The 13,873-nt window shown below is 51.8% G+C and carries 12 protein-coding genes; 2 read left to right on the top strand and 10 right to left on the bottom strand.

The features are described 5' to 3' along the window. Positions 1-69 precede the first annotated feature (69 nt). From LWL52_RS19290 to recA, 5 genes are all read right to left on the bottom strand, one after another. Positions 70-780, bottom strand: coding sequence for an RluA family pseudouridine synthase (locus tag LWL52_RS19290; protein ID WP_242923488.1), 711 nt, complete (start codon positions 778-780; stop codon positions 70-72). A gap of 262 nt (positions 781-1,042) precedes the next feature. Beyond that, positions 1,043-2,077, bottom strand: coding sequence for a sensor histidine kinase (locus LWL52_RS19285; protein ID WP_242923486.1), 1,035 nt, complete (start codon positions 2,075-2,077; stop codon positions 1,043-1,045). Positions 2,078-2,237: 160 nt separating this feature from the next. Continuing rightward, positions 2,238-2,921 (bottom strand): response regulator transcription factor, encoded by a 684-nt coding sequence (locus LWL52_RS19280; RefSeq protein WP_242923484.1) that lies wholly within the window; start codon positions 2,919-2,921, stop codon positions 2,238-2,240. A 244-nt stretch (positions 2,922-3,165) separates the two neighbouring features. Further along, a complete protein-coding gene (locus LWL52_RS19275; RefSeq protein ID WP_242923482.1) occupies positions 3,166-3,975 on the bottom strand; it encodes a DUF3108 domain-containing protein in 810 nt (269 codons plus the stop codon). Positions 3,976-4,150: 175 nt separating this feature from the next. After that, positions 4,151-5,191 (bottom strand): recombinase RecA, encoded by a 1,041-nt coding sequence (gene recA, locus LWL52_RS19270; RefSeq protein ID WP_242923479.1) that lies wholly within the window; start codon positions 5,189-5,191, stop codon positions 4,151-4,153. A 160-nt stretch (positions 5,192-5,351) separates the two neighbouring features. Between recA and LWL52_RS19265 the strand changes: the two genes are divergently transcribed. Then, positions 5,352-6,503 carry a lipid A deacylase gene (locus LWL52_RS19265; protein ID WP_242923471.1) on the top strand — a complete coding sequence of 384 codons (1,152 nt, stop codon included), beginning with the start codon at positions 5,352-5,354 and terminating at the stop codon, positions 6,501-6,503. 63 nt (positions 6,504-6,566) lie between these two features. Here LWL52_RS19265 and LWL52_RS19260 read toward each other — a convergent pair whose 3' ends face one another. Then, positions 6,567-7,196 carry a GNAT family N-acetyltransferase gene (locus tag LWL52_RS19260; RefSeq protein ID WP_242923469.1) on the bottom strand — a complete coding sequence of 210 codons (630 nt, stop codon included), beginning with the start codon at positions 7,194-7,196 and terminating at the stop codon, positions 6,567-6,569. Between the two features lie 175 nt (positions 7,197-7,371). Between LWL52_RS19260 and LWL52_RS19255 the strand changes: the two genes are divergently transcribed. Continuing rightward, entirely contained in the window at positions 7,372-8,244 is an 873-nt protein-coding gene (locus LWL52_RS19255) for an SDR family NAD(P)-dependent oxidoreductase (protein ID WP_242923466.1), read from the top strand. Positions 8,245-8,319: 75 nt separating this feature from the next. On the opposite strand, the gene LWL52_RS19250 is transcribed toward LWL52_RS19255, so the two are convergent. From LWL52_RS19250 to LWL52_RS19235, 4 genes are all read right to left on the bottom strand, one after another. Then, on the bottom strand, positions 8,320-8,748 hold the full coding sequence (locus LWL52_RS19250; RefSeq protein ID WP_242923458.1) for a hypothetical protein: 429 nt from the start codon (positions 8,746-8,748) through the stop codon (positions 8,320-8,322). Between the two features lie 248 nt (positions 8,749-8,996). Further along, the gene (locus LWL52_RS19245) at positions 8,997-9,962 is read right to left on the bottom strand and encodes an AAA family ATPase (RefSeq protein ID WP_242923455.1); all 966 of its coding nucleotides are present in this window, start codon (positions 9,960-9,962) and stop codon (positions 8,997-8,999) included. A 10-nt stretch (positions 9,963-9,972) separates the two neighbouring features. Then, positions 9,973-11,334 carry a peptidylprolyl isomerase gene (locus LWL52_RS19240; protein ID WP_242923447.1) on the bottom strand — a complete coding sequence of 454 codons (1,362 nt, stop codon included), beginning with the start codon at positions 11,332-11,334 and terminating at the stop codon, positions 9,973-9,975. A 112-nt stretch (positions 11,335-11,446) separates the two neighbouring features. Then, positions 11,447-13,756, bottom strand: coding sequence for a peptidylprolyl isomerase (locus LWL52_RS19235; protein ID WP_242923445.1), 2,310 nt, complete (start codon positions 13,754-13,756; stop codon positions 11,447-11,449). Between the last annotated feature and the right edge of the window lie 117 nt (positions 13,757-13,873).

Raw genomic sequence — 13,873 nt, 5'->3', positions numbered from 1 at the left:
AAAAGACAAAGGACAAAAGAAGTAGCATTAGCCATTTCTTTTGTCCTTTGTCTTTTATCCTTTGTCCAATTAATGTGTCCGGAGCTGCTTTACCAGTACGGCAAAATCCTTGGGGTATGGCGCTTCTATCTTTATGGGCTCGTCGTTTAGCAGCGTAAAGCCAATATTGAACGAGTGCAGGGCAAAGCGCTTGATCAGCGGCTGCTCTTCGGTTTCCTGCTTCAGGTTAAAGTTACGCTTTAGCTGGCTTAGAAATACATTCTCGCCGCCGTACAACTCGTCTGCCACAATGGGCGCACCCAGGAATGCGGCATGGATCCGGATCTGGTGCAGGCGCCCCGTTACCGGGTTGCACTCGAGCAAAGTATGGCGGTTATAATTTTCCAGCGTGGTAAAGTAGGTCTCGGCAGGTTTGCCCTTCGGCGTTAGCTTGGCCACTCCCTTGGCGCTGGTCAGGATAGAGCGGTTCACCAGTTCATCCTCAAACTTGTGCTGGCCCCATACCACGGCATGGTATATTTTGTACACCTGGCGGTGCTCGAACTGCATGGCCAGGTGGCGGTAAGCTTCGGGGTTTTTGGCAAATACCAGGCAGCCCGAGGTGTCCTTGTCCAGGCGGTGGCAGGCCTGCATGTCCGGGCTATACTGCCGGGCAAGCTTGAGCAGGTTAGTTGAGTTGGGGGTGCGGTCCTCCAGCGTGGCCAGGAACGGCGGCTTGTTTACCACTACATAGTCCTCATTCTCAAATATAATCAGGTCTTTAAAAACCGGGTACTTCATCGTAATTTATACTTTGTTTGGGCGCAGCTACACTTTGGCCGAGCATCCTGCAAAGATACTTAATATAATTGTTTGGTTGATTACTTGTTAAATTGTTAGGGGTGATCTTTGATAAGCCGGCAGCGCTTTTCTGGCTGCAATCTATCTAGAACAATAGTACAAAGGAAGAATAATGCGGGTGAGAAAGCACGGCGCACAGAATAGCTTTCTGTAAAGTATAGCCATACAACCATTCAGCCATACAACCATTCAACAATCCAACTTACTTCGCCTTTGATAGCTTAAAGCGCAGGGTGGTGCCTTTGCCCAGCTCACTTTTTACAGCAATGAACGAGCGGTGCGCCTCCACGATGTGCTTGCAGATGGCCAGCCCCAGGCCTGTGCTGGTGGTATCGCGCGAGCGGCTTTTATCGACGCGGTAGAAGCGCTCAAAAATGCGGTTGATGTGCTCTTCTGCTATGCCCTTGCCATCATCTTTTACAGCAATGGTGTATTTCTTTTTGCCCTCGCTAAAAGACACCCAAACATTGCCCTTTTTATGGCTATACTTAATGGCATTATCCACTAGGTTCACAAACACCTGGCGCAGGCGGTTTGGGTCGGCATATAGCATGATCTTTTGGCCGGGCTCTACCTGCAGGTGCAGCTTTATGCCCCGCTCGGTCGCTTTCTGCTCCATTTCCTCAAATACCTCCCGCACCAGCTGTGCCGTGTCAAAGTTGCGCTTCTGCATCTTAACCACGCCTTTTTCAAACTGCGAGATACTGATCAGGTCCTGGACTAGCACGTCCAGGGCATCGAGGCTTTTACCGGCTTTCTGCAGGAACTTGTCGCGCACGGTGGGGTCGTCTATGGCGCCATCTAGCAAGGTATGGATGAAGCCCTGGGCAGCAAAGATGGGGGTTTTCAACTCATGCGACACATCGGCCAGAAACTCGCGGCGCATGTTTTGCAGGTGCTTCAGCTCATCGATCTCCTGCTGCTTTTGTGCGGCAATCAGAAATATCTCATCTTTTATCTTTTTGAGCGGATCGGCATTAAAGGTGGACTTGCTTTCTACCTTTTTGAAATCCTGTTTCTTCAGGCTCTCCAGATTCGAGTACACGTTCTTTACCTCCCGGAAAACCAGCGCTTCGTAGGAGAAGTGCACCAGGATGAAGCAGCTGATAAACACCACAACCAGCGCCACCACCAAGCCATTGGAAGAAAGGTACGTGGCTAACGCCAGAAAGGCCGTCAGCACCAGGGCCACGGCCAGCGATGTTAAAAGTGCAAGGGTGCGCGCGTTCAGATTCATGTATAAAGCCGGGTATCAGGACCAGGATAGCAGTAGCATGACACAAGACTTGTCACGCTGGTGTCATCAGGCAAAGCAAGGGTTATACTTTAAGTATAAAAGCAATGCTGCTACCTGATGCGTGATAGCCGTGTCGTAATACGAAGTATAGTTCCTTCAATCAGTCGGTGTTAAATTTATAGCCCACTCCTTTGATGGTTTTGATGTTGTCCTCTCCAATTTTTTCGCGCACTTTGCGGATGTGCACATCCACGGTACGGGCAATAACATACACATCGCTGCCCCATACGTTGTTGAGCAGCTCTTCGCGGCTGAACACTTTATTGGGCGTAGCTGCCAGGAAAGACAGTAGCTCAAATTCTTTTTTGGGCAGCGTAATTTTGTTTTCGCCTTTGTACACGGCAAAGCTGGTGCGGTCGATGCGCAGGCCACCGATCTCGATCACCTGGTCCTGCTCTTCCTGCAGGGCGTCGCGGCGCGCGTAAGCGCCCAGGCGGCTGAGCAGGGCCCGCGGTTTGATGGGCTTGGTCAGGAAATCATCGGCGCCGGCCTCAAAAGCCGCCACTTCCGAAAATTCCTCTGCCCGCGCCGTAAGAAAGATGATGTGGGTGTTGCGGAATTCGCTCATTTCGCGCAACTGGCGGCAGGCGGCAATGCCGTCCAGCACCGGCATCATCACATCCAGCAGAATAATGTCGGGCTTAAAAGCCAGCGCTGCCGCAATTGCCTTTTTGCCATTTTCGGCTTCAGCCACCTGGTAGCCTTCGCGGGTAAGGTTATACTGTAGCATTTCAACGATGTCCGGATCGTCGTCTACTACCAAAATCCTGTAGTTTGATGCCATTGGATCGAGATAAAAGATTTGGTTTGGTAATGGCCTGCTTCTGCCTGCACTCCGGTTTTTTAAAAAAGTCCGGTGCATTTAGTGGCAAAAGCCTGTAAACTCCTGCTGCAATGCTTAAAATCCTATGTAAAGATAAGCGAGTTTAGAGTACATTGTTTTAGGGTAACCAAATCATAATAGTTTCTTAACACACCGGGGCAGGCAGGTATAGCAAAAAAGCCAACCGCTCGTGGTTGGCTTTCCGTTACCGGTGGGCAAGAAGCAGCTTGTGCTTCAGATTTTTGTACTCATACAGGTTCACTTTCAGGGAGCCGACAAACATCTCGGCCTCGATCATAAGCGGGATCTTGTTCTTATCGTCCGAGAGGTAAACCGTAATGGCGTTCTCGCCTTTAAACATGTCGTTGCGGGGCATTTTAGGCACCAGTTTGATCGCTTTGAAATCGCCGGCTTTGGTGCTTACCGTCTCGCGTCCTTTGTAAACCACCTGCATGTCAAAATTCTCTTCGTCAAAAAAGCCTTGTACATTTATCTTGTCGCCCGGGCGCAGCTTGTCGTAGTTGATGGTGCGCAGGTAGTAAAAACCGCTTACAATGTCCTGCACGTTATCAGGCGTTTTATAGTTACCGGTTTCCTTGGGCTTCGACTTTTTCTTTTTCTCTACAAAGGCCGTGTTAGTGTAGTGGTTAAAATCCACGGTTTCGCGCTTTCTGTAATTGCCTTCTTCGATGTTGCGGAAAGAGCGGTGCGGTACAATGGCAGCCGTATCGATGTAGGATTGCCAAGTGTCACGTATTTTAATAAAAAGGTCGAAGGAGCTGTTGGTTTTACCGGTTACTGTGGCACGGTAGCAGGCCCGGTCGTTGATGCGGTGAATGTTGGGCGACACATCAATAACGGCTTCGGCAGCGGTAATAGGACCATAATGCACTTTATACTTGAGCACCTCGCCGGTAGAGAAGCTCTCGTTCGGGATGCTGCGCATCCGCTCCTTCTCTGCAAAACCAAACGCGACAAGTAAAATTAAAAGTACAACAGGGAATAATTTCTTCATAAGTAATCTGCATTTAGAACAGTATGGCTAAATAGCGATAAACAATTTCTATACCAACTGAGCCTTTATGGCCTAATATAAACAACTTACACCAGCGAATCAATTCCTTCTTAAACGAAAAAAGGTGCTACCCAGCGATAGCACCTTTCTATTATTTATAAGTCGGGAACAGCGTTCACTCGCCGGCAGCGTCGTCCAGGATAGCGGCCACTTTCTCAGGCTCGCCTTTTACTATGGCTCTGATCTTCTGCTCGATCTCGTCCATCAGCTCCGGATTGTCCAGCAGGATCTGCTTCACGCCGTCACGTCCCTGGCCCAGTTTATCGCCGTTGTAAGAGAACCATGAGCCAGACTTCTGTACGATGTTCAGCTCCACACCCAGGTCCAGGATCTCACCTACTTTAGAGATACCCTCGCCATACATGATGTCGAATTCCACTACTTTAAACGGAGGTGCTACCTTGTTCTTTACCACTTTTACGCGGGTACGGTTACCGGTAATGTTATCAGCGCTCTCTTTAATCTGGCCAATGCGGCGGATATCGAGGCGAACAGAAGCGTAGAACTTCAGGGCGTTACCACCGGTCGTTGTCTCCGGGTTACCAAACATTACCCCGATCTTCTCGCGCAGCTGGTTGATGAAGATACAGCAGCAGCCGGTCTTATTGATCGTACCTGTCAGCTTACGCAGTGCCTGCGACATCAAACGTGCCTGCAGACCCATCTTGCTGTCGCCCATGTCGCCTTCCAGCTCACCTTTCGGTACCAGGGCCGCCACAGAGTCAATCACGATAATATCGATCGCGCCGGAGCGGATCAGGTGGTCGGCAATCTCCAGGGCCTGCTCGCCGTTGTCGGGCTGAGAGATAAGCAGGTTCTCTGTATCAATTCCAAGTTTCTTTGCGTATCCTTTGTCAAATGCATGTTCGGCATCGATAAAAGCGGCCAGTCCGCCTGCTTTCTGAGCTTCAGCAATAGCATGCATGGTGAGTGTGGTTTTACCGGAAGATTCCGGTCCGTATATTTCAATAACACGGCCACGGGGCAAACCGCCAACGCCCAACGCAATATCCAGCCCAAGAGAGCCTGTAGAGATAGCCGGAACATCCTCCACATGGTTATCGCTCAACTTCATCACGGTTCCTTTGCCGTATGTTTTGTCAAGCTTGTCTATGGTCAGCTGCAGGGCCTTAAGTTTTTCGTTGCTTACACTCATGTGTCTTTGATTAATTAGCTTTATATTAAAGGTGAAATTACGAAATCGGAGCCAATATGCAAAATAGAAACCAAGTATTTTGCTAATTATTTTAGCCTATCAGCGCCGTTTGATTACAACAAACATCCCGGTCTTTTTGTCCCATATTTTACGCTTTTTTATGCGCTTTTTTAAGCTGGTAATGTTTGTTTTTATTTTGTTTAACAGCGGGTTAGCCACTGCGCAATTAAACAACACCGTGCTGGAGCAGCAGCTGCCGGTAAAATCTGAAAATGCTAATGAGCTTAGGTTTGGCCTCTATGCTTTCGGCTTTACTAAGAACAACGAGTACTTCAATAAAATTGCCGACGGCTATACTTTATTTGGCTATCACCTGAACCCCAGGCTCATTTATTTTCCTTCCGGAAATGTACGCGTAGAAGCGGGTGCTTTGTTGTGGAAAGATTTTGGTAGCAACGGCTACCACGACGTGGTGCCCACCTTTACTATCAAGGTGCAGGGCGAGAAAGGTACGCTGCTGTTTGGTACGCTGGAGGGAAACCTGGCCCACGGCTATATAGAGCCCTTGTATGATTTTGAACGGGTGATGACCAACCGCCTCGAAAACGGGGTGCAGTATAAGCTAGCCTCCGACGCCGTAAAATTGGATACCTGGATCGATTGGGTGCACATGCTTTACCGCGGCGAAGATGACCAGGAGCAGCTACATGGCGGGGCTGTAGCGGCTTTTACGCTGCTATCGCGGGAAAGTGCGCAAAACGCAGGAGACAGCCTGCGCCTGACTTTGCCCGTGCAGTTTACGGCCCAGCACAAAGGCGGCCAGTTTGATGCCTCGGAGCTGCCCCTGGTAACGCTGGCCAATGCGGCAGTAGGCGTGGAGCTGGAGAAAAGGTATATTAACAAGGTGCTGCACCGCCTGTATACCAAAAACTACCTGGTCGGCTTCAAAGACTTTTCCAACACGCGCCTGAAGCCCTATGAGCAGGGCCATGGCCTGTACCTCAATATTGGTGTCGATACAAAGTACCAGGATGTGATGCTGAGCTACTGGCAGGGCGATGGGTATATCTCCGAACTGGGCGGGCAGCTTTACCAGTCCGCTTCCACCACCTTTAAAAACCCGGATTACCTGCAGCCTGAACGGCGCCTCTTGATCCTGCGCCTGATGAAAGACTTCGAGCTGTTCGATAACCTTTACCTCTCACTGCGGCTCGAACCGGTCATAGACCTGGACGATCCGCAACTGGAATTCTCCAATGCCCTGTACCTGACCTTTGATACCGATTTCTTTTTAGCCCATCCTAAAAGGTAAGCAACCCCTGCGCTAAAAGCGTCAGCCATACTATAAAGTCCTTCGTCATTTGTCGTGCTTCTTTTATGCCAGGGCTTCCGAACTGGCGCTGCTCTTTTGCTGTGTCTTCTCAAAGTCTTTGCGGGTAATGCCGTAATAGCACAGGTCCAGCAGTTCGTCGGAGTCGGCGCCCCGGTAATCACTGCGCAGCAGTCCTTCTTTCGCAAAGCCGCAGGTCTGGGCCAGTTCGCCATAAAAGTTGTTGCTGTTGGTGCAGCGCAGGTATACTTTGTTCATGCCCAGCTGGTCAAAAGCAAATTCCATTACCGCGTGCAGGGCTTCCTGTGCCAGATCGTGCGTATTGGGCCAGTCGCTGAAGTATAGCCCCAGTTCGGCTTTGGGTATACTACGGTCCAGGTTCTTCAAGGCCACATCGCCAATGTAGCGTTCGCTTTCTTTCAGCCAAACGCCAAAGTCAAAGGTGCGGCGTGTGTCCCAATCGGAGCGCAGTTGTTGTACCTGCAGGCGGGCATCTTCCAGCGCATGTACGCGGGCCCGCCGGCCGCCAAAAGCCGGGCTTAGCGCCGTGGGGTTCTCTTGCAGCAGGCGCATAAAATCGCCGGCATCTTTTTCCTCGTACGGGCGCAGCAACAGATGCGGTGTTTCCAGTTGCTCTGCTACTTTGTCGGCCTGCGTGTTGTATAAAAAGCTCATAAATTCCGTGCTGTTGTTAAGTTGATTTTTTTGGGTGCGCAGGTGCTTTACTTTGGCATACGCTAAATAACTAAAAACGTGTGGCCCTTCACCATTTTCCCGACACCTTTAGCCGCTATACCTGTTTATCGTTACTAATGGAATAAAAAGGAGTACGAACTTAAACGAAAACAACATGGGAAACAGACTGGAAGGAAAAGTGGCTATCGTAACCGGCGGCGGCTCGGGTATTGGCGAAGCCATATGTAAGAAGTTTGCACAGGAAGGTGCCAAGGTGATTGTGGCCGGTTTTTCAGAAGACCCGGTAGAAGAAGTGGCCCGGGAAATACAGGAGGAGGGCGGCACGGCCATCCATTACACCGGCGATCTGTCAGTACTGTCCAATGCTGAGAGCTGTGTACAGCTGGCCGTAAAGCAGTATGGCAAACTGGATATCCTCATCAACAACGCAGGCACCTTTCCGGAAACAAACATGCTCACCGACTTTACGGAAGAAGCTTTCGACTACCTGCTGAAAAACAACATCCGGACGGCTTTTGCCATGAGCAAGGCGGCGCTGCCGGAGCTGCAGAAAACCAGGGGCAACATTGTAAGCGCCGGATCCGAGTCAGGGGCGTTGGGGCTGGCCCAAAATGCGCCCTACGGCGGCACAAAAGGCTTTATACATGCCTTTGCCAAAGGCCTGGCAGCAGAGCAGGCCCAGAAAGGGGTTCGGAGCAATATTGTGGCGCCAGGGCCGATCGATACAGGTTGGACGCACAAGGAGACCGGACCAATGGATAGCCAGATGGAGCAGATGGTAACGAAAGGCACGCTGATGGGCCGCCGCGGCACCCCGGAAGAAGTGGCCAACGTTTACCTGTTCCTCGCGTCTGATGAGGCATCTTACGTTACCGGAGCCATTTTCCCGGTAGATGGCGGCACGCTGATAGCCAAAGGCCCTGCCGGCGACCAGGCCGCAGAAAGTATGAAAGCGCAGCCGGACGGCAAGCTAAAGCTGAAGCACTCCCGGGAGAGCCATACTTCTATCCGGAGCCAAGATGCATAGAATGGCCTACCTCTTATAAAAGCGAAAGCCACTCCGTAAGTATGGAGTGGCTTTCGCTTTTATAAAGTATACTTCTTAGGCATTCAGGAACGGGTAGTTGTGGTGCTTGGGGCTGCCCAGTTGCTGCTGCTCCAGCATCACGCTGAGCGTATGCGCTGTTTCGTTGATGAATTCCAAGCGACGCATCAGCATTTCTTTTTGCAGGACCACGCCGGTGGTTGTTCGCATATAGGCTTTTTTGTCTTCCAGCACCCGGTGCAGGACGCTACTTACCTGCTCTTCCTGTTGCAGAAACCAACGTTGGAAATCATCCAGGCGCAACGCTCCGGGCGTGGAAGAACTAAACTCCAGGCCGTGCAGCCGCAGCACATCGGCCAGCAGGTCTACCTCCAGCGGAATAGTGGTTTCGAAAGGCATGGTACGTCTTTCCAGCTTGCTATGCAGGGCACCAACAATGGTGGCCAGGTTCTCTTTAAAGCGCAGGTATAAGGCAGCCGCTTCCATAAGTATAAAGGGTGATTAGAGTAAATAAAATATCAACGCAAAATTACACCAATTTGAGTGGATTGCAATGAACGGGATTTTGAATGATGGGATGAACGAAGGATAGAATCTTCTTCATGTCATCCTGAAAGGATCTTGTTGGCGAGTAGCTACTGCTTCTATACAGCGCAACCAAGATCTTTACAAGATGACAGAACTGGGAGAGCATACCCATTCGCTCATTCGAAACTCATTCATTCAGAATTGGCTTACAGCAACTCCCGAATGATCTGGCTGACGGTGATGCCTTCGGCTTCGGCTTTGAAGTTGCGTACGATGCGGTGGCGCAGGATCGGAAGGGCTACCGCCTGCACGTCCTCAATGTCGGGGCTATACTTGCCGTTGAGCAGGGCGTTGCATTTGGCACCCACAATCAGGTGCTGCGAGGCGCGGGGGCCGGCACCCCATTCCAGGTACTGGCTGGCCTGCTGCGAGCCCATGGGTTCATTTGGCCGGGTGCTGTGCACCAGTTTTACGGCATACTCCACCACGTTATCAACCACCGGCACGCGGCGCACCAGTTGCTGAAAAGCCAGGATATCGTCGGCATGCAGAATCTTGTTGAGGTTATACTTCAGGGCACCCGTGGTATTCTTTACGATCTGCAGCTCCGACTCATAACTAGGGTAATCGAGCCAGATATTGAACATGAAGCGGTCGAGTTGCGCTTCGGGCAGGGGGTAGGTGCCTTCCTGCTCAATGGGGTTCTGCGTGGCCAGTACGAAAAAGGGCTGCGGCAGGTCATAGCGGCGGCCGGCTACCGTTACGGCGTGTTCCTGCATGGCTTCCAGCAAGGCGGCCTGCGTTTTGGGGGGCGTGCGGTTTATCTCATCGGCCAGCACAATGTTGGCAAAGATAGGGCCGGTCACAAAATTAAAGTTGCGGTCTTTATCCAGCGTCTCCGCGCCCACAATATCCGAGGGCATCAGGTCGGGGGTGAACTGCACTCGGTTAAACGACATATCCAGCGACGAGGCAATGGTCTGGATAAGCAACGTTTTGGCCAGGCCGGGTACGCCAACAAGCAGGCAGTGCCCCTGACAAAACACAGCGGTCAGCACCAGGCGCACCACCTCTTCCTGCCCCACAATTACTTTGGATATCTCTGTGGTAAGGTCGCGGTAAGACTGGTACAGCGCGTCGGCTGCTTCTTTGTCGGAGGTAAAGCGCGTCATGGCAAGTTGCTTATTGGTTTAGCTGCAGCACCTGGCAATTCTGGAATTCCGGGTCTATCTCGATGAACACCGTGTCGATGTTCTTTCTAAACCAATCATCTACGGCTTTGCCTTTCTTCTGGTTCAGCGCAGCCGTGGCTATCTTCTGATAGTCGTCGCGCAGGTTGGCCAGGTGGGGCTTCGACTTTGTTTTCAGGTAAATGATGCGGACAGCTTCTTTGCCATCCTCGGTCGTATATGCAATAGGCTTGGAGATCTCGCCTACCTGCATGGTATCGATCACAAAGAAAATAGAAGGGTCTACCTGGTCCATGGGGATGTAGGTAGTACCTGTGGCCCGGCTGGTAAGCATGCCCCCGTTATCTTTCGTGTTTTTATCATCCGAGAAGTCCTTGGCTGCTTTGGCAAAGGTCAAACTGTCGTTCTGGATCAGGGTGCGGATGCTATCGAGTGCGGCGGTGGCTTCCTGGATGTCTACAGTGGCTGTGGCAGGCTTAATAAGGATGTGGCGGGTGTTAAATTCCTGGCCTCTGCGCTCGATCATCTGGATCAGGTGAAAACCGAACTGCGACTCAACGACATTGGAGATCTGACCCGGCTCCAGTTTCAGGGCAGCGGCCTCGTACTCGGGTACAAGTTCTTTCTTTTTAAAGAAGCCCAGCTCACCGCCGGCAGCGGCCGAACCCGGGTCCTGGGAATATTGCTTGGCCAGGGTAGCAAAATCCTCACCGGCAAGTATGCGCTTACGCAGGTCCTCCAGTAACTGGCGGGCCTCCTGTTTTTGCTGCTTGCTTACCTGGGCATACTTCACGATCTGGCCCAGTTCCACTTCAGCGGAGAAGTAGGGTAAGCTGTCGCGGGGGATGGTGCTGAAATAGCGCTGGATCTCTTTGGGCGTTACGGTTACTTTGCCACTGATTTCCTGCTGCATTTTTTCCATCAGCATCTGCTCTTTTACCGTGCGGCGCAGGTCGTCTTTCAGCTGCTTGAGGCTTTTGTTGTAGTACTGCTCCAGGCGCTCCACGCCTCCTACCTGTGCGGTCAGGTACTCCACGCGGCGGTTCAGCTCGCTGGTTACCTGGGCGTCTTCCACTGTTATGGAGTCGATCTCGGCGCGGGCCAGTAACAGTTTGTCCTGCACCAGCGATTTAAGGATCTGGCATTTGAGGTCCTCGCGTGGCTGTTGCTTGGTTTGGGCCAGGTACTGCAGGTAGCCGAACTCCAGGTCGGAGCGCAGGATCACATGATTGTCTACTTTGGCAATAATGCCGTCTACTTTACGCTGTACGGGCGCCTGTGCAAAGGCATGGGTCGTGATCAGGAGGCCAAGGGCCACCCAGATCAGGTGGGAGAATAGGTTTCTCTTCTTCAATCTTATTAACATATAGGTGTTGCGCTGCTAAACCAACGCACAAGTTACGGCTTTATTCTAACATTATCCTCTCAAAAGGCAAGAGCAATAACCAGGCCGGTCAAAACTGCGGCTATTGCTTCAACAGTTTGGCGACTTCTTCCTCTTTTACCTCCACCGGGTACTGTTTGCGCAGTTCGCTCACCCATTGTTGTTCCAGGTAATTCTGGTAATCCGAAATAGCCAGGCCCCGTACTTCATCCAGCTCCTTATAGCCAGGAGCCAGCACATCCTGAATGATGATCAGGTACTCGCGGCCGTTCAGCTGGGTATGGTACGTGCCTTTTTCCCATGCTACGGCATCCAGGGCTTTGTTGTCGCCTTTCTGGAACTTCTTCTCTGTTATCTGTACAGCCAGCGGGTTGGAGGTATTCAGGTTGTCTGCCAGGGCGCTCAGGTCAGAAGAGTATAACACGAACGATACCCGGCGGTTGCGGCGGCGGCCGGTCTCCGTATTATCCGGACCTGCCTGCTTTGTTTTGCCCAGGGCCTGCTGGTGCAATTGCCCGGCAGGTACGCCCTGCTGCACCAGGTAAGCCACGGCTTTGCCGGCACGCTCTGCGGCCACGCCTGGTTTGGCAGCAGCTTCGCGGGCATCCACATGGCCATTCACATCCAGCGACAGCTCAGGGTTGCTCTTGAGCAGTTCGGCCAGGTTCTTCAGCCGGGCTTCCGCATCTTCATTCAAGGTTGCTTTGTTGGCCTCAAATACCACATCAGGCAGGTTGGCCGTTTTTACCGGGTAGTGGCGGTCTTTTAATTGGCTCTGGGCTTTTTGCAGCAGCTCTTTGCTGGCCGCGCTCACCACAATGGCCTGCGCGCGCTGTCCCCATTTATACTTGTCACGGTTCTGGTTAAAGTAAGCCTGCAGTCCTACAGTGTCTTCCACCGCTTTGGACCATACTTTCTCATCCATCAGTTGGAACAACAGGATGCCGTCGTGGTACTCTTTTACCAGCATCCGGTAATCCGGGTACTTGTTCTCCAGGTTGGCCTTCTCATACGCTACCAGGCTCTTGTTCACAAACGCATCATAAAGCAGGGTCATAGCGTGTTGCGCGGTGCCGGTAGGGCGGGGCTGCTGCTCTGCCTTTACATAAGTATAAAAATCCCCAATGGTATAAGGCTTGCCCTGGATCGTGAAAAGCGGTTGTTTCAGGGTCTTGTCGTTTTCGTTATAGGTCCAGGCGCCTTTCAGCAGCTCATCGGTAGCTTTGGCGAGGGCGGCAGCTTTGCTTTCCGCATTTTCCGTAAAGTTGTCTTCTGCTTTGATGCGCTTCAGGAAAGCGGCTTTGTTGAGCTCCGAGCGCGAATCTTTGGCGATTTTGTTGCGCAGGTTCTGCTCCAGTTCTTCGAAAGGCGGCAGGCCGCGTTTTTCCAGGAGCTTGATGATGTGCCAGCCATAAGGGGTTAGCACGGGTTTGGCAATGTCGCCTTCTTTCTGCAGTGCATAGGCTGCTTCCTCAAAAGAGGGGATCATGCGGCCGGTGCTGAACCAGGGCAGTTCGCCGCCGTTGGTCGCGGAATTGGCATCTTCCGAGAACTCGGCCGTCAGCTTTTCCCAGCTTTCGCCTTTCTTTACGCGCTTGTAAATGGCATCTATCCGTTGTTTGGCCGCCAGCGAATCGGCTTTAGGCATGCCCGGTGTGGCGCGTACCATGATATGAGCCACTCGTACCTCGCCGCGGGCGTCGCGCACATCGTTCACTTTTATCAGGTGATAGCCAAAGCGGGTACGCACCGGCATCGAGATCTGCCCGACAGGCGTTTTATAAGCCGCATCCTCGAAGGGGTACACCATTTGCATGGCTGTAAAATAACCCAGGCTTCCTTTGTTATCGGCCGCCGAAGGGTCCTGCGAGTACTGCTGGGCCAGCTTGCCAAAGTCCTCGCCGGCCAGTGCGCGCTTGCGCAGGTCCAGCATGCGGTTATAAGCGGCCAGCGTATCTTCCGGGGCAGCATCGGGCGGAAGGGTAAGGAGGATGTGCGCAGCGTTCACTTCCTTCTGCATGCGGGCATAGGCCTCTTTCACCAGCTGGTCCGTCACACTCTTCTCAGTGAGGTAGGGCTGGGCGAGTTGCTCTTTATAGCCTTCCAGTTCGCGTTTAAAGGCGGTGGTGGTATCCAGTCCGCGGCTTTCAGCTTCCTTTACCTTTAGCTTGAAATTGGTGTAGAGGTCCAGGTAATCGGTTACGCTCTTGCTGGTGTAGGCATCGGCGTTGCCGCCGTTGTTTTTTTCGTAAACATAGCGGAACTCAGCTGTGGAAATTGGCTCAGAGCCCAGCGTAGCGATAACAGGTTCTTTTGTTTTGCTATTCTTTGAAGCAGTACATCCGGCTAGTAATACGAACGAGGCTGCCACAAACAGGTGATTGCTGCGCATAAGTGGATTAAAACAAAATTTAGTTTTGCTGATCAGATCAGATGATGCAATTTTAATTAATTTTTCCGACAGAATGGTCAAAAAGTATACCTATAATACTATTGCGGCTGGCTTTGT

The organism is Pontibacter liquoris (assembly GCF_022758235.1).
Classification (GTDB): Bacteria; Bacteroidota; Bacteroidia; order Cytophagales; family Hymenobacteraceae; genus Pontibacter; species Pontibacter liquoris.
This window is presented reverse-complemented; position numbering and strand designations above follow the sequence as displayed.